At 74.3% G+C, this 19,676-nt stretch carries 17 protein-coding genes, 1 tRNA gene and 2 pseudogenes; 12 read left to right on the top strand and 8 right to left on the bottom strand.

Annotated elements, in window-relative coordinates:
• Positions 1 to 29: 29 nt before the first annotated feature.
• Positions 30 to 106 (bottom strand) — tRNA-Cys (locus ACIPUC_RS02900).
• Between the two features lie 135 nt (positions 107 to 241).
• On the opposite strand from ACIPUC_RS02900, the gene ACIPUC_RS02895 reads away from it, so the two are divergent.
• On the top strand, positions 242 to 748 hold the full coding sequence (locus tag ACIPUC_RS02895) for a GNAT family N-acetyltransferase (RefSeq protein ID WP_446586399.1): 507 nt from the start codon (positions 242 to 244) through the stop codon (positions 746 to 748).
• 7 nt (positions 749 to 755) lie between these two features.
• Here the strand turns inward: ACIPUC_RS02895 and ACIPUC_RS02890 are convergent.
• Positions 756 to 1,064: pseudogene (locus tag ACIPUC_RS02890) on the bottom strand (monooxygenase family protein); the annotation flags it as partial.
• 17 nt (positions 1,065 to 1,081) lie between these two features.
• Between ACIPUC_RS02890 and ACIPUC_RS02885 the strand changes: the two are divergent.
• Positions 1,082 to 1,766: pseudogene (locus ACIPUC_RS02885) on the top strand (MerR family transcriptional regulator).
• A gap of 27 nt (positions 1,767 to 1,793) precedes the next feature.
• Here the strand turns inward: ACIPUC_RS02885 and ACIPUC_RS02880 are convergent.
• A complete protein-coding gene (locus ACIPUC_RS02880) occupies positions 1,794 to 2,309 on the bottom strand; it encodes a GNAT family N-acetyltransferase (RefSeq protein ID WP_446586398.1) in 516 nt (171 codons plus the stop codon).
• A gap of 184 nt (positions 2,310 to 2,493) precedes the next feature.
• Between ACIPUC_RS02880 and ACIPUC_RS02875 the strand changes: the two genes are divergently transcribed.
• The 8 genes from ACIPUC_RS02875 (at position 2,494) to ACIPUC_RS02840 (ending at position 13,776) form a co-directional block, all read left to right on the top strand.
• Positions 2,494 to 3,936 carry an Ig-like domain-containing protein gene (locus ACIPUC_RS02875; RefSeq protein WP_446586397.1) on the top strand — a complete coding sequence of 481 codons (1,443 nt, stop codon included), beginning with the start codon at positions 2,494 to 2,496 and terminating at the stop codon, positions 3,934 to 3,936.
• 81 nt (positions 3,937 to 4,017) lie between these two features.
• Positions 4,018 to 5,808 carry a GTPase gene (locus tag ACIPUC_RS02870; protein WP_446586396.1) on the top strand — a complete coding sequence of 597 codons (1,791 nt, stop codon included), beginning with the start codon at positions 4,018 to 4,020 and terminating at the stop codon, positions 5,806 to 5,808.
• On the top strand, positions 5,808 to 7,886 hold the full coding sequence (locus ACIPUC_RS02865) for a dynamin family protein (protein WP_446586395.1): 2,079 nt from the start codon (positions 5,808 to 5,810) through the stop codon (positions 7,884 to 7,886). Before ACIPUC_RS02870 ends, ACIPUC_RS02865 begins: the two co-directional genes overlap by 1 nt.
• 74 nt (positions 7,887 to 7,960) lie before the next feature.
• Entirely contained in the window at positions 7,961 to 8,752 is a 792-nt protein-coding gene (locus tag ACIPUC_RS02860) for a class I SAM-dependent methyltransferase (protein ID WP_446586394.1), read from the top strand.
• 78 nt (positions 8,753 to 8,830) lie between these two features.
• On the top strand, positions 8,831 to 9,817 hold the full coding sequence (locus tag ACIPUC_RS02855; RefSeq protein WP_446586393.1) for an oxidoreductase: 987 nt from the start codon (positions 8,831 to 8,833) through the stop codon (positions 9,815 to 9,817).
• 231 nt (positions 9,818 to 10,048) lie between these two features.
• Positions 10,049 to 10,594, top strand: a complete 546-nt coding sequence (locus tag ACIPUC_RS02850; protein WP_446586392.1) for a (2Fe-2S)-binding protein — start codon at positions 10,049 to 10,051, stop codon at positions 10,592 to 10,594.
• Positions 10,591 to 11,583, top strand: a complete 993-nt coding sequence (locus ACIPUC_RS02845) for an FAD binding domain-containing protein (RefSeq protein WP_446586391.1) — start codon at positions 10,591 to 10,593, stop codon at positions 11,581 to 11,583. The genes ACIPUC_RS02850 and ACIPUC_RS02845 overlap by 4 nt, the downstream gene beginning before the upstream one ends.
• A gap of 42 nt (positions 11,584 to 11,625) precedes the next feature.
• On the top strand, positions 11,626 to 13,776 hold the full coding sequence (locus ACIPUC_RS02840; protein ID WP_446586390.1) for a xanthine dehydrogenase family protein molybdopterin-binding subunit: 2,151 nt from the start codon (positions 11,626 to 11,628) through the stop codon (positions 13,774 to 13,776).
• Here the strand turns inward: ACIPUC_RS02840 and ACIPUC_RS02835 are convergent.
• The gene (locus tag ACIPUC_RS02835; protein WP_446586389.1) at positions 13,773 to 14,132 is read right to left on the bottom strand and encodes a VOC family protein; all 360 of its coding nucleotides are present in this window, start codon (positions 14,130 to 14,132) and stop codon (positions 13,773 to 13,775) included. The genes ACIPUC_RS02840 and ACIPUC_RS02835 overlap by 4 nt on opposite strands.
• A gap of 107 nt (positions 14,133 to 14,239) precedes the next feature.
• Here ACIPUC_RS02835 and ACIPUC_RS02830 point away from each other — a divergent pair, with 107 nt between their 5' ends.
• Positions 14,240 to 16,333: a SpoIIE family protein phosphatase gene (locus ACIPUC_RS02830; RefSeq protein WP_446586388.1), complete on the top strand. Its 2,094-nt coding sequence runs from the start codon at positions 14,240 to 14,242 to the stop codon at positions 16,331 to 16,333.
• Between the two features lie 25 nt (positions 16,334 to 16,358).
• Here the strand turns inward: ACIPUC_RS02830 and ACIPUC_RS02825 are convergent, their stop codons facing one another.
• Positions 16,359 to 16,850 (bottom strand): hypothetical protein, encoded by a 492-nt coding sequence (locus ACIPUC_RS02825; RefSeq protein WP_446586387.1) that lies wholly within the window; start codon positions 16,848 to 16,850, stop codon positions 16,359 to 16,361.
• A 117-nt stretch (positions 16,851 to 16,967) separates the two neighbouring features.
• Here ACIPUC_RS02825 and ACIPUC_RS02820 point away from each other — a divergent pair, with 117 nt between their 5' ends.
• Positions 16,968 to 17,492: a DoxX family membrane protein gene (locus ACIPUC_RS02820; RefSeq protein ID WP_446586386.1), complete on the top strand. Its 525-nt coding sequence runs from the start codon at positions 16,968 to 16,970 to the stop codon at positions 17,490 to 17,492.
• Between the two features lie 46 nt (positions 17,493 to 17,538).
• Here the strand turns inward: ACIPUC_RS02820 and ACIPUC_RS02815 are convergent, their stop codons facing one another.
• The 3 genes from ACIPUC_RS02815 to ACIPUC_RS02805 form a co-directional block, all read right to left on the bottom strand.
• Positions 17,539 to 18,042 carry an FBP domain-containing protein gene (locus ACIPUC_RS02815; protein WP_446586385.1) on the bottom strand — a complete coding sequence of 168 codons (504 nt, stop codon included), beginning with the start codon at positions 18,040 to 18,042 and terminating at the stop codon, positions 17,539 to 17,541.
• Positions 18,043 to 18,094: 52 nt separating this feature from the next.
• A complete protein-coding gene (locus ACIPUC_RS02810; protein WP_446586384.1) occupies positions 18,095 to 18,862 on the bottom strand; it encodes a polysaccharide deacetylase family protein in 768 nt (255 codons plus the stop codon).
• A gap of 125 nt (positions 18,863 to 18,987) precedes the next feature.
• A complete protein-coding gene (locus tag ACIPUC_RS02805) occupies positions 18,988 to 19,530 on the bottom strand; it encodes an FABP family protein (protein WP_446586383.1) in 543 nt (180 codons plus the stop codon).
• Positions 19,531 to 19,676 lie beyond the last annotated feature (146 nt).

Here is a 19,676-nt window from a genome sequence, read left to right as displayed (position 1 = left end):
GAGCGGGAGGGGGAGTAGTGGCGGGAGGGTGGCAGGACCGGTCGGATTCGAACCGACGTCCTCCGGCTGTGCAGGCCAGGTGCGACGACCTCTGCGCTACGGCCCTGCCGCCGGTGATCATAACCACGCCCGCCGCCCCAGCCTCTCGGGCGCCCTGCGGGAGCGGCGCCGACCGCCGGGTAAATGCCCACGGCCGGGTAAATCAGGTGGCGTCGCTCGGCCCGGCCCCCACAATGCGTCCATGCGCATACGAGCGGCACGCCCGGACGAACTGCCCCTCCTCCAGGACATCGAGAGGGCGGCCGGGCGGTGCTTCCGGGACATCGGCATGCCGGAGATCGCCGACGACGAGCCGCTCCCGCTCGGCGAACTCGCCTGCTACCAGCGGGCCGGGCTCGCCTGGGTCGCCGTCGACGAGGCCGACGCCCCCGTCGCGTACCTGATCGCCGACCGCGTCGACGGCGGCCTCCACGTGGAGCAGGTGTCGGTGCACCCGGACAGCGCGCGCCGCGGTGTCGGCCGGTCCCTGCTGGACCACCTGGCCGGCCGGGCCGTGCGCGAAGGCATCCCCGCGCTGACCCTCACGACCTTCACCGGCGTTCCGTGGAACGCCCCGTACTACGAGCGCTGCGGGTTCCGGCCGCTGGACGAGGCCGGGCTCACGCCCGGCCTGCGGGACATCCGCGCGCAGGAAGCGCGGCACGGCCTGGACAGGTGGCCGCGCGTCTGCATGCGCCGGGACCTGTGAGCAGGGTTCACGGCGACGGGCGGCGGTGTGCGAATCGGTCCGCGGCGCGCCGGCCGCGGGCCCCGACCGGGAGGACTCCGGTGGCCGCCGCCAGCCCGGGGGGCGGCATGTCGAAGTGGATGGACTCGTACGACCCCTCCGGCACGATGTACGACTCGTGCCACAGCCCCACGTGCCGGCGCACCTTGCCCGCCCGCTCCTTGCGGTTGATGATCCCCCACACCTTGTGGTGGAAGTACGTGCGCGGTGAGCCGGAGAGCAGGACGTGCCCGAGCAGGCCCCTGCTCCGGTCCCGGGCCAGTTCGCGGAGCATGCGCGAGGAAGGTTCACGGGATGCGGCTGGCGGAGTTGAGCGAACGGAGCGGTGTCTCCATCGCGACGATCAAGTACTACCTCCGCAAAGGGCTGTTGGCGCCCGGACGCCGGATCAGCGCGACCACGGCCGACCACGGCCGACTGCGACCACGGCCACCTGCGCCGGCTGCGCCTGGTCCGCGCGGTGATCCAGGTCGGCCGGGTCCCGGTGGCAACCGTCCGGGAAGTGCTCCGGCACGTCGACGACGACTCCCTGGGCCGCACGATCCGCCTCGGCGCGGCCCTCTGGGCGCTCCCGCAGGAGACCGGGGCGCCCGGCGCGGGCGCGGGGCCGGACGGGGAAGCGGGCGAGGACGAAGCCGCGGCCGCCGCGCGCGGTGAGGTGGACCGGCTGCTCGCGATGCTCGACTGGTCCACGGCGCGGGAACTGGGCGGGCTCTCACCCGTCCACCGCTCCCTGGTCGTCGCGGTGGCCACCCTCATCCGGCTCGGCTATCCCTGGGACGCCGAGCTGATGGCCCCGTACGCCGAGCTGATGCACCAAGCGGCCGTGCGGGACCTGGACTTCGTGGAGTCGCGCCCCTCCGAGGCGGAGAAGGCCGAGACCGCCGTCGCGGCGGCGATCCTCTTCCAGCCCGTGCTCAAGGCCCTGCACGGACTGGCCCAGGAAGAGGAGTCCGCCCGGCGGTACGGACTGTCGTGACGGGCCCGGCCGCCCGCCGCCGGGCCCCTACAGGGTCCGGACGAAGCGCAGTCCCGGGCGGCCGTCCAGCTCGATCTCGCCGGCGGGGGTGAATCCGGTACGGGCCAGCACGGCGCGCGAGCCGGCGTTGTCGAGCGTGGTGACGGCACGCAGGGAGGACAGTGCGTACTCCGCGGCGGCCAGCGCGCAGATCTCGGCGACGGCGGCCGTGGCCAGCCCCCGGCCGGCTGCCCGCTCGGCCATCCGGTACCCCAGCTCGGCCGAACCGTCCGCCACGTCGACCAGGTTGACCCGCCCGAGCACCTCGCCGCCCCCGCCCGCGAGCACGTGGAAGTGGTGCAGCCCGGCGGCCTGCTCGGCCAGCAGCTCGGCGTGCCGTTCGCCGAAGCGCGCGAAGTAGAGGTCGCCGCGATCGGGAACCGACGCGGCGAAGTAGGCCCGGTTCTCGCGCTCGAACGCGAGCAGGGCAGGGGCGTGGTCGTCGCGCAGGCGCTGGAGCAGCGGCCGGGAAGGGGGTCGGGGGCCGGGCCGGGAATCGGGCATGCCCGGATGTTACGCACCCCCCGGTGGCCGCGGCCACCGGCCCGGAACGTGCTCCGTACGAGTTCACTTGGGGTGCCCGTTCGGCCGCATAGCCGAGTTCATGATCATCATTTTGGCTCCCGATCGTTTTGATGCTGCCATCCGGCCGTGCGGATCTGACTGTGTGACATCGGGAGGGCAACGAATGCAACTGACCAAAGCGTGGGGCGTGGTGGCCGCCGTGACGGGAGCCATGCTGGTGGCAGCCGCTGCGCCGGGCCGGGCGTCCGACACGGACGTCGCGGAGCAGGCGGCCGGGAGCGGGCCGAAGGAGGCGGCGGTCACCCTGCTGGTGGGCCGGGCGGTCGACGAGGGCGGCCGGACCGGCGCCGGCCGCTGCTCCGTCCACACCTCCCGGCCCGGGCTGTGCGGCGGGTGGCGGGAAGAACGGGTCCGGGCCACCGCCCGCGGCAGCGGAACCCTCCTGCGGATGCCCGCCCTCGGCGACACCTCGGGCGCCGCCCGCAGGGACGAGCTCCCCACGGACGCCGGCGCGCCGCTGGAGATCGCCCTCGCGGAACGGGGCCGCCTCACGGACGTGACCGTGACCGACGGCCACGGCCGCCACCTGGCCGGGGAGCTCGGCCCCGACAGCGGACGCTGGCTCAACACCGAGCCGCTCAGGGCGGGCGAGACGTACACCGTGCAGGTCGGAGCCCAGGACGCGGCCGGCACCCCGGTCGGCGTGACCATGGCGTTCAGGACCGCCCCGCCCGCCGACTCCGACCACGGGGGCCGGCTGACGGCCGAGTTCGGGCCCCGCCCGGGGACGTACGGCGCGGGGGAGATCGTCACCGCCGAGCTCAGCCGCCCGGTGCCCGCCGACGAGCCGCTGGCCCGCGAACGGGTGGAGCAGGCGCTGCAGGTGACCTCGGAACCCCGGGTCGAGGGTGCCTGGCACTGGGTCGACGCTTCGACCCTGCACTACCGACCGCGCACCTACTGGCCCGCCCACAGCGTGGTCCGCGTGCGCAGCGGGCTCGACGGGGTCGAGGTCGGCGACCTCGGCTACGGCGGCCCCTCGGAGCCGCTGGAGTTCACCGTCGGGGACCGGATCGAAGCCGTCACCGACTCCGCCGCCCACGAGATGACCGTGCGCCGCAACGGACGGATCATCAGGACGATCCCGGTCACCACCGGCAAGGCCGGGTTCCGGACGCGCGCCGGCATCAAGGTCGTCCTGCGCAAGGAGCCCAAGGTCCGGATGCGGGGGGACACCGTCGGGATCAAGCGCGGCACCAAGGAGTTCTACGACCTGCCCGTCCGCTACGCGACCCGGGTGACGTGGAGCGGCGAGTACATCCACGCCGCGCCCTGGTCGGTCGAGGCGCAGGGCGAGGAGAACGTCAGCCACGGCTGTACGGGCATGAGCACCGAGGACGCACGCTGGTTCTTCGAGACGGTGCGCGAAGGGGACATCGTCGAGGTGGTCAACAGCGGCGGCGAGAAGATGGCCCCCTTCGACAACGGCTTCGGCGACTGGAACGTCGACTGGGGGAGCTGGCTGGCGGGCAGCGCCCTGGCCGTCGCCGACGCGCGCCGCGAGGGCGCGCCGCTCGCGCCGTCCCGCCTGCATCCGACCACCTGATCCGAATCGGCGGCGCCGGGGCGCGTCCGTTGGCATCATGGTCGCGGCGGGTCGGTCGGGACGGGGTGGGGTGGCGGCGCCGTGGGCGGTACGGGGATGCACGGGCGGGAGCTGCCCCGGAGCGGGCCACCGGGCGAGCCGCTGCGTGAACTGGCGGAGCGGGTGGCCCTGCTCGCGGACCAGGCCGGGGCGGACTCGGCGGCCTCGCTGATCCGCCGGGCCGCCCGCAGGGCCGAATCGCCGCTGGCCCGGATCTGCGTGATCGGCGGCAGCAACGTCGGCAAGTCCCGCCTCGTCAACGAACTCGTCGGCACCGACTGCCTGCCGGTGTCCGTCCACCCGACGGCGGGCCCGCCCGTCGTCGTCCGCCCGGTCCCCGATGCCGAGGACGCGGATTCCGCGGCCGCCGGTCCCGCGGACGCCGACCCGGCGCAGCCCTGTACCGTACGGGTCCGGGTCCCGGCCGATTCCTGGCTGGCCCGGGCCGGTGTGGAACTCGTGGACACGCCCGGCTGGGAGGGCTGGTCCGGCGTACGGCAGCCCGACACCGCCGCCCTCGCCCGGGTCGTGGCCGACGGCGACGTGGTGGTCGTGGTCACCGAGGCCCGCCGGGCGCTGCTCGCCACCGAACAGGCCAGGATCAAGGCGCTGGCCGCCGCCCCGCACACACCGCCGCTCGCGGTCGTCGTCACCAAGCTCGGCGAGGTCGGGGACGAGGCGGCCGACATCCTGCGGCGCGTCCACCACCTCGTCGGGATGCTGGCCCCCGAGGCGCTGGTGGTACCCGGACCGGTACGCACGGCCGGTACGAAGTCCGCGGCCGAGGCGGCGGCCGAGGAAGCGGACGGGATCGACCGGCTGCGCGCGGTGCTCGCGCAGCTCGCCGGCGTCCGCCTGCGCCGCGCGTTACGGACGATCCGCAGGCTGTACCTGCTCGCCGCCACCTGCGACCTGGTCGAGGAGGCCGCCGCCCGGGCGCTGACGGACGCGGACCGCTCCGACCCGGTCCGGGCCCGTGCCGCACAGATCTGGCACACGGCGCACGAGAGCGCCCGCTTCCACTGGATCGTGCTCAGCGCCGACGTCGGGGAGTGGCGCGCCGCGCTCGTCTCCGCGATCGCCGCCGAGGCACGCAGGCGCCGGGCCGCCGCGGCGCGCGAACTCGCCGCCCGCTTCTCCCGGATGCTGGAGACTCCGGAGGAACAGCACTTCATCCGGCTGCACACCATCCCGTTCACCGCGGAAGCGCTCCAGGGCTTCGAAACCTGGATCACCGTCACCGTCGACCGGGTACTCGAAGAGGACACCCGCCGGCTGCGGGACATCCTGCTGCGCAACAGGCCCGGCGAGGAACTGTTCCAGGGACTGGCCGCCCCGCGCGCCGGGCGGATCGTGCCGGCGGCGGCGCTGCCCGGGGTCGCCGCCACGGCGGCGGACGCCGAATCGCAGAACGCGACCGGCTGGGACGCCTCCTGGCTGCCGGAGTTCGTCGGCACCGCCATCGAGAGCGTGTTGACCCCCGTCTCCACCGAGGTCGTCGCGCAGATCGCCGGAGCGGCCGGCACGGCCCTGGTGACCGAGGCGCTCGAACACGGCCAGGCGGAGCGCCGCGAGCGCACCATCGACGACCTGGAGCGGATCGTCGAGGCCGCCTTCGCCGAACAAGTGGCCCGCACGGACGCGCGGATCGGCCAGGTGTACGACCGCCTGCTGAGCGAGGCCCGGGACCGCGACGAGCAGTGGTGGCGGCTGCACACGACGGCGGTCGCCGCCCGCCCGGACTCGTTCGGGCACTGGAGCTCACTGCGGAGCACCGCGCGGTCGCTCGGCCGCTCCGTACACGCCCACCTCTCCCCCCTGGAAGGGGCCTGATGGACCACGAGACCCGGCAGTCTTCCGGCCAGGAGTCCCCGGCCGCGCATTTCCGCGGCTGGAGCGACAACATAGGAACGCTGCGCTCCTACTACCAGCGACTGCAGCAGGTGGCCGGAGAGGCGGCGGAGGTCGTCGCCCCGCCCGGCGGCCCGTCCGGGGCGCTGGACCTGGGCATCAACGGAGCGGTCTTCGAGCGCGAGACCTTCAGGATCATGGTGCTCGGCGAGTTCAGCAGCGGCAAGAGCACCCTGATCAACGCCCTGCTGGGGAAGCGGCTGCTGCCCACCAAGGCCAATCCGGCGACCGCGTTCACCACCGTCCTGCGCTGGGGCGAGACCGAGCGGGCCTGGCTCTACCGGGACGCGGACCGGCAGGGCGGCGAGACGGCCGTGACCACCGAGGAGTTCGCGCGGGAGGTCTCCCTCCAGATCGACGCCCACGGCGCGCCGCGGGCCCCCTCGTTCGCGCTGGCCGTCGTCGAGCAGCCGCTGGAGCTGCTGCGCAGATCCGTGGAGATCGTCGACTCGGCGGGGATCAACGAGAGCCCGGACCGCGAGCTGGTCACCTTGAGGTACCTGGAGGAGGTGGACGCCGTCGTGTTCGTCACCGACGCGGGACGGCCGTTCACCCTCCACGAAACCGAGAACTACCTCGAACGCGTCAAGAAGCTCGGACACCGCGACATCTTCTTCGTCGTGAACCAGTTCGACCGGATCGAGCCGGAGGAACGGGCGGAGGTCATGAGCCGCTGCCGCAACGCGGTGGCCGAGCTCAGCGGAGACAGCGGCTCGCCCGCCGCACCCAACGTCTTTTTCGTCAGCGCGCTCCAGGCACTGCGCTCCCGGCTCGACGGGGACGAGGAAGGGCTGCGGGCCTCGGGGATCGGCCAGCTGGAGTCGGCCCTCGAGGTGTTCTGCATGCGGGACGCGGCCCGGGTGAAGTTCGTCCGGCTCGCGGAGTTCCTCCGGCACAACGCCGTCAACCTGCGCTTGCGGCTGCACGACGAGGGCGCCATCCTGATGAAGTCCACGGCGGAACTGCGCGAGTTGCTCGACCGCAGCCAGGCCACCCAGGACCAGCTGCGGACCAGCGCCGACGCCATCCGCGACATCGTGGGCGGCCGGATCCTCGACATCGAGAACGAACTGCAGCTGAGGTTCGCCAGGTTCCTGACCGACACCAGCGGCGAGATCGCCGACTGGCACGTCACCAGCGGTCCCGGCCGCTTCACCCGTGCCGTCCGCTCCTTCACCAGGGGCGGTCGCGTCGCGGCCCAGCACGCGCTCATGGACGCGTACACCGCCCAACTCCAGGAGCGGATGCAGGTCTTCTGCACCCAGACCCTCGACCAGCTGATCGAGCAGCGGCAGACGGATCTGCTGCGCCAGCTCGAACCGCTGATCCGGGCGCACGCGGACCTCCTCGACAAGCTCCGTGCGGAGCTCACCGGCGCCCAGTCGGTCCGGGACCAGAACCACCTCCTCTACACCCTCGCCATCGCGGCGGGCAAGGGCAACGGCCGCAGCGGACGGCGGCACCGGGACGACGTGCCCCTGATGTTCCGGCCCAGCTCCCTCATGGCGATCGGTGCGGGCACCGGCGCGGCCGTCGCGGGCGGTACGGCCGCCGCCGCCACGGCCGGTCTGATCACGCTCGGGCTGACCGTGCCCCCGATCGGCATCGCGATCGCCATCGGCGCCGCCGTCGGACCGCTCATGGCCTCCGGGGCCGTCCTGTTCGCCGACGGCAAGCTGCAAGCCCGGGCGGCGCAGGAGTTCTCCGACCACGTGAAGGAGTCGGCGACGCTCGCCGCCCGCCAGTACGCCGACAGCCGCGCAGCCGATCTGCGCGCCGTATGGGGCGGGATCAGCGAGACGCTCCACACCCAGCTCCAGGACCTCATCGGCATCGTCCAGCGCAACATCGACGAGTCCCGGCACGACGAGCAGGGCAAGGCGGTCCTGCGGGACCAGCTCTACACCCACGAGCAGCGGATCACGGATATCGAACAGCTGATCGGAGGCTTCCTCCAGCCCTTCGTATCGGAGGCCGAGCGCGCACGCCAGCAGACGTAGGGTCCGCCCCCCGGCGGACCGCCGGCCCGTGTCGTACCACCCCCGTACGGACGTGGTGGGCCGATAGTGGGGCTGTGAGCGACTGGTCGCAGGGATCCGGGGAACCCGGTGTCGGAGAGAGCGCCGCATGGTCCGGCCGTGAGGGCGCGCAGGCCTTCGCGGCCGTGGAGGCGGCCACGGACTGGCTCCTCGGATACCCGTTCGTCTTCCGGGAGCTGTCCCGCCGGCTCGCCGGCGGCGAGGTCCTGGTGGACTACGGGTGCGGGCCGGGCACCGTGGCCGACCGAGCGGCCCGGCGGCTGGGGGCGCGGGTGCTGGGCGTGGACACCTCGCCCGAGATGCTGGCGCTGGCGCGCGGTTCGGACACGGCCGTGGCGGAGTACCACCTCGTCCGGAACGGACGCGCGGCCGGCCTGGCGGACGGCTGCGCGGACGCGGTGATGTGCAATCACGTGCTCGCCTCCCTGCCCACCGAGGAGGCGGTCCTCGCGGTGTTCACGGAGATCCGCCGACTGCTGCGGCCGGGAGCACCGTTCGTGCTGCTGGCCACCGATCCGGACTGCACGGGCATGGACTACGCCTCGCTGCGCATCGGCCGCCCCGGCGAGGCCTACGGGCCGGGCGAGCGGCTGACCGTACGGCTGCGGCGCACCGACGGTTCCTGGCAGGAGGTGCGCAACCACGCGTGGCCCGTCGCCCTCATCCCGGCGCTGCTGGAACGCACCGGGTTCCGGGACGTCGCCCAGCACCGCCCGTCCGTGGAGGAGGCGCTCCCCCTCGCGGACCCCGAGCTCGCCCGCAGCCACACCTGGTCGGCGGAACGCACCAGGCCGCCGCTGGTGGTCACCACGGCGCTGGCGGCCTGAGCGGAGCCCGGGACGCCGCGGGTCCGCTCTCGGCGAAGGCCCTGGGCAAGGGGTCACCGCCTGTGTTGGGGTGGACGGATGGAGATCTTGGTACTGGGCGGAACGGCATGGGTGGGCCGCGAAATCTCGCGGCAGGCGGTGGAACGAGGGCACCGGGTGACGTGCGTGGCCCGCGGCGAGAGCGGCGAAGTCGCCGAGGGCGCCGTGCTGGTGGCCGCCGACCGGCGCGCGGAGTCGGCGTACGAGAGCCTGACGGGACGGGACTGGGACGCCGTGGTGGAGGTGTCCTGGCAGCCCGGCTTCGTGCGCGGCGCACTGGAGGCGCTCGGCGCCCGGGCGGCCCACTGGACGTACGTCTCTTCGGTCAGCGCGTACGCCTCGCACGCGCGGCCGGGCGCGGACGAGACGGCGGAGCTGCTGCCGGCGGCCGTGGCGGGCGAGCTCGGCCGCGAGGAGTACGGGCAGGCCAAGGCGGCCTGCGAGCAGGCCGCGACGGCCGCGCTGGGCGACCGGCTCCTCATCGCGCGGGCCGGACTCATCGGCGGCCCCGGCGACCACAGCGGCCGCACCGGGTACTGGGTCGGCCGCGCGGCCCGGGAGCCGCTGGCGCCGCTGCTGGTACCGGAGCCCGCTGACGTCCCGACGCAGACGGTGGACGTACGGGACCTCGCGGCATGGCTGCTGGACTGCGCGGAGAAGAGGACGACGGGTACGTACGACGCGGTCGGCCCGGTGATGCCCTTCGGGGAGTGGCTCGCTCTGTCGAGGGAGATCGGCGGGCACACCGGAGCAGTGGTGCCGGCGGGCCGTGACTGGCTGCTCGGGCAGGGGGTGGCCGAGTTCATGGGCCCGGAGTCCCTCGCGATGTGGATGGCCGACCCGCAGTGGGCCGGCTTCTGCGCCCGCAGCGGCGCCGCCGCACGTGCGGCCGGCCTGCGCCACCGCCCCCGGCGGGAGCTCCTGACGGACACCCTGCACTGGGAACGCGAGACGGGCCTGGACCGCCCCCGCCGCGCCGGCCTCAGCCCCACCCGCGAGCGCGAACTCCTGGCAGCGCTCGCGTAGCCGGGCCGGAGCGCGACCCCGTCGCAGCCTGGTGGCCAGGTCACGCCCCGTACGACGCGCCTACCCCGGCCGTCCGGGGGCATGCGCCCCCGGGCGGCCGTCGACGGGGCCGACCGATGGAAGATCGGCGCCCCGGGCGGCGGCCCCCCGCGTGGCACGGCGGCCACGGGGCCCGGGGCGGGATAGTCGACGTGTTACGGCGACGTCCCACCCAGTCGAAGGGAGCCGGCGGTGGCGCATGGTACCGAGCCCCCTGCCTCCTCGGTCACGCTCCGCGTCAACGGCACGGACCACGTCCTGCGGCTCGACCACCGCGTCACCCTGCTCGACGCCCTGCGCGAGCACCTCGGCCTGACCGGCGCGAAGAAGGGGTGCGACCACGGCCAGTGCGGCGCCTGCACCGTGCTCCTCGACGGGCGCCGGGTGAACGCCTGTCTGCTGCTCGCCGTCGCACAGGACGGCGCGCACGTCACCACCGTGGAAGGGCTCGCCGACCCCTCCGGCGTCCTGCACCCGCTGCAGCGCGCCTTCATCGACCGGGACGCGTTCCAGTGCGGGTTCTGCACACCCGGCCAGCTGTGCTCCGCCGTCGCGGCGATCGAGGAGGCCGCCGCGGGCCACCCGTCGCACGCCACACCCGCCGCCACCATCGCCGACCCGGGCTCCGGCCCCGTCCCGCTGACCGCCGAGGAGATCCGGGAACGGCTCAGCGGCAACCTCTGCCGCTGCGGCGCCTACCCCCGCATCGTCGACGCCGTGCTGGACGTGACCGCGTGAAGCCCTTCGCCTACGTGCGCGCAACCACCCTCGAGGAGGCGACCGCCGCCCACGCCGGCCTGCCGGGCTCGCGCTACCTCGCCGGCGGCACCAACCTCGTTGACCTCATGAAACGGGGCGTCGAACGCCCGGGCACCCTCGTCGACCTCACCCGGCTGCCCCTGAACGGCATCGAGGAGCTGACCGACGGCAGCCTCCGCATCGGCGGCACGGCCCGCAACAGCGACGTGGCGGCCCACCCCCTGGTCCGCGCCCGCCACCCCGTCCTCACCCAGGCGCTGCTCGCGGGGGCGTCGGCGCAGCTGCGCAACGTGGCCACCACCGGCGGCAACCTCCTCCAGCGCACCCGGTGCCCCTACTTCCAGGACGTCTCCACCGCCTGCAACAAGCGGGATCCCGGCTCCGGCTGCGCCGCCCGGGACGCGGTCCACCGCGACCACGCCGTACTGGGACACTCCGCGCACTGCATCGCCACCCACCCCTCCGACCTGGCCGTCGCCCTCGCCGCCCTCGACGCCTCCGTCGAGCTGCACGGCGAGCAGGGCAGCCGGACCGTGCCCGCCGCCGCCTTCCACCGGCTGCCCGGCGAGCGGCCCGAGCAGGACACCGTCATCCGGCACGGCGAGATCGTCACCGCCGTCCTGCTGCCCGCCGCCGCCCCAGGCGCCGTCTCCCTCTACCGCAAGGCCCGCGAGCGGGCCTCGTACGCCTTCGCACTGGCCTCGGTGGCCGCCGTACTCGAACTCGGCCCCGACGGCGGGCGCGTACGGCGCGTCGCCCTCGCCTTCGGCGGCCTCGCCCACCGGCCCTGGCGGGCCACCGCGGCCGAGGCACGGCTGACCGGCGCCGAGCCGACCGCCGAGGCCGTGCGGGAGGCCGTCGAGGCGGAACTGGCCCAGGCCCGGCCCCTGCGCGACAACGCGTACAAGATCACGCTCGCCCGCAACCTCGCGTGCGACGCGCTCGCCACGCTCGCCCGACAGGCCTGAGCGGTCTCCGGACGGACAGCCCCGCACCCCGTAGGAGCAGCAATGCCCCCCGACCGCCCCGGACGCCCCGACACCGTGCTCGGCACCTCCGCCGTCCGCGCCGAGGGCCCCGAGAAGGTGACCGGCGCCGCCCGCTACGCCACCGACCAGCGCCCGCCCGGCCGGGCCCACGCCTGGCCGGTGCCCGCCGCCGTACCCCGCGGCCGTGTCACGGCCGTGGACACCGGCCCCTGCCTGCAGATCCCCGGCGTCCTGGGCGTCCTCACCCCCGACGACGCGCCCCGCCTGGGCCCCTCGGACGACCCCACGCTCCAGGTGCTGCAGAACTCCGAAGTCCCGCACCGCGGCTGGTACGTGGCCCTGGTGGTGGCCGAGACCCTCGAAGGGGCCAGGGCCGCCGCCGGCGCCGTGCGGATCAGCTACGCGACCGAGGAACACGACGGAGGTCTGCGCGCCGGCCATCCCGGCGCCTACACACCGGAAGAGGTCAACGGCGGGTATCCCGCCCTCCGGGAACGCGGAGACCCGGACGCGGCCCTCGCCGCCGCACCCGTGCGCGTCGACTGCTCCTACAGCGTGCCGCCCCTGCACAACCACCCGATGGAACCGCACGCCGCCACGGCCGCCTGGGACGCCGACGGCGAGCACCTGGCCGTATGGGACTCCAGCCAGGGCGCGGGCACCGTCCGCACCGTGCTGGCCTCGCTGTTCGGCCTGCCCGAGGAGCGCATCACGGTCATCAGCGAGCACGTCGGCGGAGGCTTCGGCTGCAAGGGCACCCCTCGCCCGCACGTCGTACTGGCCGCGATGGCCGCCCGCCGCTTCGGACGCCCCGTCCAACTCGCCCTGCCCCGGCGCCACATGCCCGCCGTCGTCGGACACCGCGCGCCGACCCTGCACCGGATCGGCCTCGGCGCCCGCCCCGACGGCACGCTCACCGCGCTGGTCCACGAGGCCACCACGCACACCTCCCGGGTCAGGGAGTTCGTCGAGCAGGCGGCCGTCCCCGCCCGCGTCATGTACGCCGTACCGGACAGCCGTACGCTCCACCGGGCCGTCGCCCTGGACGTGCCCACGCCCTCCTGGATGCGCGCCCCGGGCGAGGCACCGGGCATGTACGCCCTCGAATCGGCCATGGACGAACTGGCCGATGCGCTGGGGGCGGACCCGGTCGAGCTGCGCATCCGCAACGAGCCCGCCCTCGAACCCGACACCGGCCGACCCTTCAGCAGCCGGCACCTCGTGGAGTGCCTCCGGGAGGGCGCGGCCCGGTTCGGCTGGGCCGCGTACCGCACCCCGCGCCGCGACGGGCCGTTCCTGCGCGGCGTGGGGACGGCCGCGGCCACGTATCCCGTCTGGATCGCCCCCTCGGCCGCCCGGGTGCACGCCCGGCCCGACGGCAGCCACCTCGTCGAGATCAACGCCACCGACATCGGCACCGGCGCCCGTACCGTCCTCGCCCAGGTGGCGGCCGACGCCCTGGCCGTCCCGCTGGACTCCGTGGCCGTGGCCATCGGCCGCACCGACCTGCCCCGGGCCCCCCTCGCCGGCGGATCCTGCGGCACCGCCTCCTGGGGCTGGGCGGTGCACGAGGCCTGCACCGCCCTGGCCGCCCGCCTGGCCGGCCACCGGGGCGCCCTGCCCGACGAGGGGCTCTCGGCATCGGCCGACACCACGGAGGCGGTCCGGCGGGGGTCCCCGTACGCCCGCCACGCGTTCGGCGCCCACTTCGCCGAGGTCCAGGTCGACACGGTCACCGGAGAGGTGCGCGTACGCCGCCTGCTCGGCGTCTTCGCGGCCGGGCGCATCCTGAACCCGGCGACCGCCCGCTCCCAGTTCACCGGCGGGATGGTGATGGGCATCGGCATGGCGCTGACGGAGCGCAGTACGGTCGACCCCGTCCACGGCGGCTTCGCCGAGGACGACCTGGCGGCCTATCACGTGCCGGTCCACGCCGACGTGCCCGCGATCGAGGTCGGCTGGATCGACGAGCACGACGAGCACCTCAACCCGATGGGCAGCAAGGGAATCGGCGAGATCGGCATCGTCGGCACGGCGGCCGCGATCGGCAACGCCGTGTGCCACGCCACAGGCCGCCGCCTGCGCGACCTCCCCCTCACCCCGGACCGCGTCCTGACGGCCCTCACCGCGGACACCGGCCCCTCCACGGGCGCCGGTGGAGCCGCCTCCTAGGGCTGCGGCCGGGAGGACAGGACGCAGAACTCGTTTCCCTCGGGGTCGGCGAGCACGACCCACGTCACGTCCTCGCCCTGTCCGATGTCGGCCCGGCGCGCGCCGTGGGCCAGCAGGCGCTCGACCTCCGCCGCCTGGTCGGCGGGGCGGAAGTCCAGGTGCAGGCGGTTCTTGGTGATCTTGGGGTCCGATACGGGTTCGAAGATCAGCCCGGGCAGCCGCTCGGGCGCGGGGCGGATCTCGTACTCCTCCGGCGAGTCGTTCACCACCACCCAGCCCAGGGCCCCCGCCCACCAGCTGCCCAGGGCGACCGGATCCCGGGCGTCCATGACCGTCTGCTCCCATTCCAGCGCCATGGCCCGAGCGTAGCCCGGGCCCGCGCCGGGCCGCAGGCGGGTTGGAGGGCTCGAGGGCGGGTTTGGAGGGAGGATGAAGTGAGCCGCGCCGGAAGGGAGCGCCTTGGATGGATGCGACCGAAGCCTTCGGGGGAGGCCGCGCGGACACGGCCGGGCGCGCCGCACCCGGGGTGTCCCCGCCGAGCGGGCTGCTCGACGTCCTGAACGTCGCCGCGGTCGTCCTGGACGCACAGGGCCGGGTCGCCCTGTGGAGCCCCCAGGCGGAGCAGCTGTTCGGCTGGACGGCGAAGGAGGCCCTCGGCCGGCCCGCCGCGCGCCTGATGGCGTCACAGGAGCACGTGGACCTGGTCCTGGAACTGTTCGCCCGGGTGATGGGCGGCGCCGGGGACTGGGCCGGGGCGTTCCCCGTACGGCACAAGGACGGCAGCACCCGCCTGGTCGAGTTCCGCAACATGCGGCTGCTCGACGAGCACGGGGACCTGTACGCCCTCGGGATCGCCACGGACCGTACGAGGCTGCGCCGGCTGGAGCGGGACCTGGCCCTCTCCGCCCGGCTGGTCGCCCAGTCCCCGATCGGGCTGGCGGTCCTGGACACCGACCTGCGCTACGTCCTGGTCAACCCCTCGCTGGAGCGCATCAACGGGCTGCCCGCCGCCGAGCACATCGGACGGAGCGTCCGCGACGCCCTGTCCTTCCTGGACGACGCGGGAGCCGTCGAGTCGGCCATGCGCCAGGTGCTGGCCACGGGGACCCCGCTGGTCGAGCAGTTCACCGCGGGGCACACGCACGGCGACCAGCACCACGAGCACGCCTGGTCGGTCTCGTACTACCGGCTGGAGGACGCCAGTGGGCGGGTACTGGGCCTCGCGACCTCCGTGGTGGACGTCACCCAGAGTCACCAGGCGGCCAAGGAGATCGCCCACAGCCGCCGCCGCCTCGCCCTGATCGCGGACGCCACCGTCCGCATCGGCACCACCCTCGACCTCGAACAGACCGCCCGGGAGCTCGCCGACGTGGTCGTACCCGAGCTCGCCGACATCGCCGCCGTCGACATCCTCGACTCCGTCCTCGAAGGCCGCCCCAGCCTGAAGTCCGCCGCCCACGAGCCGGCCGTGTTCCGGGCCCTGGCCGTGGCGTCCGCCTACCCCAGCGAGGCCGTCCGCGCCGCGGACCCGCCGGGCGACATCGCCCGCTACGAGGCGGACCGCCTGGTCACCCAGTCCGTGACCACCGGCCACCCGGTCCTGGTCGCCCACGTCCACGCCCGCGACATCTCGCGGATCGCCCGCAACGACGACGCGGCCGCCCTGCTGGCCCGCGCCGGGCTGCGCTCGTACCTGGCCGTGCCGCTCATCGCCCGAGGCGAGGTCCTCGGCGCCCTCGACCTCAAGCGCACCCGCAATCCGCTGCCCTTCAACGACGACGACATCATCCTGGCCGGAGAACTGGCCGCCCGCGCCGCCGTGTGCATCGACAACGCCCGCTGGTACCGCAACGCGCACCACACCGCCCTCGCCCTCCAGCACCACCTCCTGCCGCACCACCCGCCGCCCACTCCCGGCCTGGAGGTCGCCTACCGGTACCGGCCCGCCGCGGCCACCAGCGAGATCGGCGGGGACTGGTTCGACGCCATCGCCCAGCCGGACGACACCACCGTCCTCGTCGTCGGAGACGTCATGGGCAGCGGCATCAACGCCGCCGCCGGGATGGGACAGCTGCGCACGGCCACCCGCACCCTCGCCGAACTGTCCCTCGACCCGACCCGTGTCCTCGAGCAGCTGGACCGCACCACCAGTGCCCTCGAGGAAACCATCGCCACCTGCGTCTACGCCGTCTACGACCCGCACCGCGCGGAATGCCGCATCGCCGTCGCCGGACACCTGCCCCCGGTCCTCATCGGGTCCGGCCGGGCCCCCCGGCTCCTGGACCTGCCCACCGGCACCCCGCTGGGCGTGGGAGGCATCCCCTTCGAGGCCACCTCCGTGCGCATGGAGCCGGGAGACCAGCTGGTCCTGTACACGGACGGGCTGGTCGAGACCCGGGACCAGCCCATCGACGAACGCCTCGACCTCCTGCTGGAGCTGCTCGCCGACACCAGCCGCCCGCTGGAGGAGACCTGCGACCGGCTCCTGGACACCCTGCGGCGGCCGGACGACCACGACGACGTCGCCCTGGTCATCGCCCGCGCGAAGCCCCTGTGAGGCCGTCGGCCGGCCGGCGGGGTCGTCATGCGCACAGGGTGGGCGGGCCGGCCCCGTCCAGTGCGGCGAGCAGGGCCCGTGCCTCGGCCTGGGCCCGGGGCACGTCGACGTCGTTGCACACCACCTCCAGACCGAGGGCGGCGACATCCGCCCGGCCGTCACGGGCGGGGAAGACGTAGTACGACTGGTACGCGAAGTAGGCGCGCAGTTCGTCGGAGGGGTCGCGGCCCACGGTCAGCGTGGCCTGGCGCTCCTCCCGCTCGCCGGACTCATGGAGCTCGATGTCGTGCTCGTGGAACCCCGGCGTCGACGGCAGTTCGAGGACCGCCCGGGCGAACTCGCCCGCGTGTGCGGCATCGTCGAAGGCCAGCAGCTCGCTGAAATCGGGCAGCGCCGCCAGGAGCAGCCAGCGTCGCGGCCGGCCCGCCCCGTCCGGTTCGTAGGCCACAGACAAGACGCTGGAGCCCTTTCCGGTGTGGTGCGGCCATGCGTACGTGAAGACCTGCTCGAAGTCCATGGTGTCCGTTCCCCCTCAGTTCCGGCCGTATGGAGGATCTGCGGGCATATGTGTGGGCGGTGGTGTCGCAGCGGATACGGATGGTGCGTACCCCATCCGCTGCGTGAGGAGATCCCGATGAGCTGCATGAACCGCCGTGACCTCGCCCTGCTGGCGCTGAGGGCCGGTACGGGCGCGGTGCTGATGGCGCACGGGACGCAGAAGCTCTTCGGCTGGTTCGGCGGTGCGGGGCTCGCGGGTACGGCGGCCGCGATGGAGCACATGGGCTTCAGGCCCGGCCGGCAGAGCGCGATCGCCGCCGGTCTGGGGGAGGCCGGAGGCGGGGCCTTGCTCGTCCTCGGCCTCGCCACACCGGCTGCCGGCGCCGCAGCGGCGGGGGCCATGGCGGGAGCCGTGTCCGTGCACGCGCCCGCCGGGTTCTTCAACCAGGGCGGCGGGTTCGAGTACCCGGCCTTCCTCGGGTTCACCGCGGCCGCCGTCGGCCTCGCCGGAGCGGGCCGCCTGTCGGTCGACCACGCCACGAGGCACCGCTTCGACCAGCCGTGGATGGTCGGGCTGGCCTTCGCGGCCAGTGCGCTCGGGGCCGCCGCAGTGGTCGCCAAACGCGCCCAGGGGCAGGAGCAGGAGCAGGAAGAGGAGTGACGGCGGCCCGGGCCCCGCCGCTGTCGCGGCGGTGGCCCGGGACCGGTCACGCCGCCGCGACCCTGGTCGCGAAGGCGTCGAGGTTGCCCGTCATGCGCGCGAGGCGCTCGTCCAGGGTCAGCGACTCCTCGTACCGGCCGGCACGCAGCTTCGGCTGGCGCTTGCCCCGCACGTACAGGGGGCAGGCGAGGTCCGCGCAGACGTAGATGCCGACCGTGTTGCCGTCCCGGCCGCGGGCGCCCGCCAGCGGGGCCGCCAGCAGGGTGACCCCGGACGACGCGTGGCCGGTCAGGCAGATCTGGCACAGGCTGGACTTCACCGCGCTGGTGCGGCCCACCGAGGGCACGCGCAGCGAGATCCCCACCGGGCCCTGCTGCCGGGGCAGTACGAGATGGGCGCGCAGCGGCGCCCCCGGATCCACCCACCCCAGGAAGTCCAGGTCCTCCCAGGGCAGTTCGGCGAAGTCCAGCGGCAGCCGCAGCCGCGCTGCCTCGCCCTTGGTGCAGTTCACGAACGATGCGCGGATTTGTTTCTCGGTGAGTGGTTCCACGTGGATCGACCCTACGCACCCGCTGACCTGCCCGCATCCCAATATGTGGCCCCTAGGCGAGGAACTGGCGGAGGTCGATGACCTCGTAGCCGGCGGCCTGGGCCGCGTCGATGATCCGGGGGAGGGCCTGGGCGTCGAGGACGGTGCCGTCCCCGGTACTGCCCACGTGCATCTGGATGATCGCGCCGGGTGAGAGGGCGTCGACGGCGCGCGCGACCGCCTTGTCCACGCTCATGCCGCCCGCCGGGCCGAGGTAGCCGTTGGTGTCGGCGGTGAACTCGACGGCCGCGTAGCCGAGGTCGTTGACGTCGGCGATCGCGTCCTCGCTCGTGGCGCTGTAGGGGAAACGGAAGAACGGCAGCGGCTCGGTCCCGGACGCCCTGCGGATCGCCGTGTCGGCGCGGCGAACTTCGTCCGCCCGCTCCTCGGTGCTCAGGTCCTCGAAGTAGGGGTGGCTGTACGAGTGGTTGCCCAGGCCGTGCGCGGCGCCCATGGCCCGCACGGCCGCGGGACGGGCAGCGGCGTACTCGCCCGTCGGAAAGAACGTGGCGGGCACCTTCCGGCGGCGCAGTTCGCCCAGCACCGTGTCCAGCCCGCTCTCGTCCCACGCGGCGTTGAAGGTGAGCGCCACGACCTTGCGGGACGTGGGCAACCGGCGGATCTCGTCACCGAGCAGCTCCGCCGGCGGGCGGGGGCCCGCCTGGGCGGCGCGCGCGAACGCCGGCGGCGCGGCCGCCGCCGCGCCCGTACCCGAGCCCGTGCCCGCAGCGAGCCCCGCCGCCAGCAGCGCGGTCATCGCGGCCCGTCGTCCCGCATCCACCACGGTCTCTCCCTCCGGCGCCACGCCGTGGCTGCCACGGCGTACCACGACTATGCGAGAGCGAGGGCCGGACCCGGGCCGGAACCTGCCGGGCACCCGGGTGATCCCGCGGTGTCCCGGCGAGTTCAGGAGGGGCGCCGGCGCAGGCGGGCCGTGAGGTGGTGCTGCAGCGGCTGCCCCACGGCCGCCATGTCGTGGGTGACCGTCATCTCCGCGCCCTGGAGGGCGTAGCGGCGCCGGGTGCCGGTGACCTCCTTGGCCAAGGGGGTCAGCGCCACGTCCTTGGTCTCGATCTCGATCTCCGTGTCGGACACCCGCCCGACGTACGTCTCGACGATGCCGGTCGGATGGGCCAGGACGACTTCCAGGGACGCGTCGGGCGTCACCCGCCACCATCCGGCCTCCCGGCCGGCCGGGCGTACGGGAGTCCCCGACGCGTCGATCAGCCACGCGCGCGCCTCGTAGCGCAGGAAGGGGCGCCCGTCGTGGCTGAAGGTGATCTCCTGCTCGTACCGGAAGTCCTGCTCCAAGGTCGGGTACTCGCCCCGGCCCCGGCCGTGCCAGCGCCCCAGCAGCGGCAGCACGGGCCGCAGCAGCGGGTGCGGGTCGGGTCCCTCGCCGAGGACGTGGCTGTCCGGATACGGATTCTCCTGCGGCGACTCGAACACGTGCGCACCTTGCCTGTTGTGGTGGACATCCCGGGACCCGGGGCCCGGGACCGCAGCCTAGTGCCGTGACCCGGCCGTTCCGGCGAGGCCCCGCCCCCGTGGTTCGGGGGCGGGGCGTTGCGGACGCGGGGCGTCCTGGCCGGCGG

This window comes from Streptomyces sp. LARHCF249 (assembly GCF_052871255.1).
This window is presented reverse-complemented; position numbering and strand designations above follow the sequence as displayed.

Excerpts from the sequence above, each read along its gene's own strand:
- ACIPUC_RS02895 (WP_446586399.1), top strand. The coding sequence starts at position 242 with ATGCGCATACGAGCGGCACGCCCGGACGAACTGCCCCTCCTCCAGGAC.
- ACIPUC_RS02880 (WP_446586398.1), bottom strand. The coding sequence starts at position 2,309 with ATGCCCGATTCCCGGCCCGGCCCCCGACCCCCTTCCCGGCCGCTGCTC.
- ACIPUC_RS02875 (WP_446586397.1), top strand. The coding sequence starts at position 2,494 with ATGCAACTGACCAAAGCGTGGGGCGTGGTGGCCGCCGTGACGGGAGCC.
- ACIPUC_RS02865 (WP_446586395.1), top strand. The coding sequence starts at position 5,808 with ATGGACCACGAGACCCGGCAGTCTTCCGGCCAGGAGTCCCCGGCCGCG.
- ACIPUC_RS02855 (WP_446586393.1), top strand. The coding sequence starts at position 8,831 with ATGGAGATCTTGGTACTGGGCGGAACGGCATGGGTGGGCCGCGAAATC.
- ACIPUC_RS02840 (WP_446586390.1), top strand. The coding sequence starts at position 11,626 with ATGCCCCCCGACCGCCCCGGACGCCCCGACACCGTGCTCGGCACCTCC.
- ACIPUC_RS02835 (WP_446586389.1), bottom strand. The coding sequence starts at position 14,132 with ATGGCGCTGGAATGGGAGCAGACGGTCATGGACGCCCGGGATCCGGTC.
- ACIPUC_RS02830 (WP_446586388.1), top strand. The coding sequence starts at position 14,240 with ATGGATGCGACCGAAGCCTTCGGGGGAGGCCGCGCGGACACGGCCGGG.
- ACIPUC_RS02825 (WP_446586387.1), bottom strand. The coding sequence starts at position 16,850 with ATGGACTTCGAGCAGGTCTTCACGTACGCATGGCCGCACCACACCGGA.
- ACIPUC_RS02820 (WP_446586386.1), top strand. The coding sequence starts at position 16,968 with ATGAGCTGCATGAACCGCCGTGACCTCGCCCTGCTGGCGCTGAGGGCC.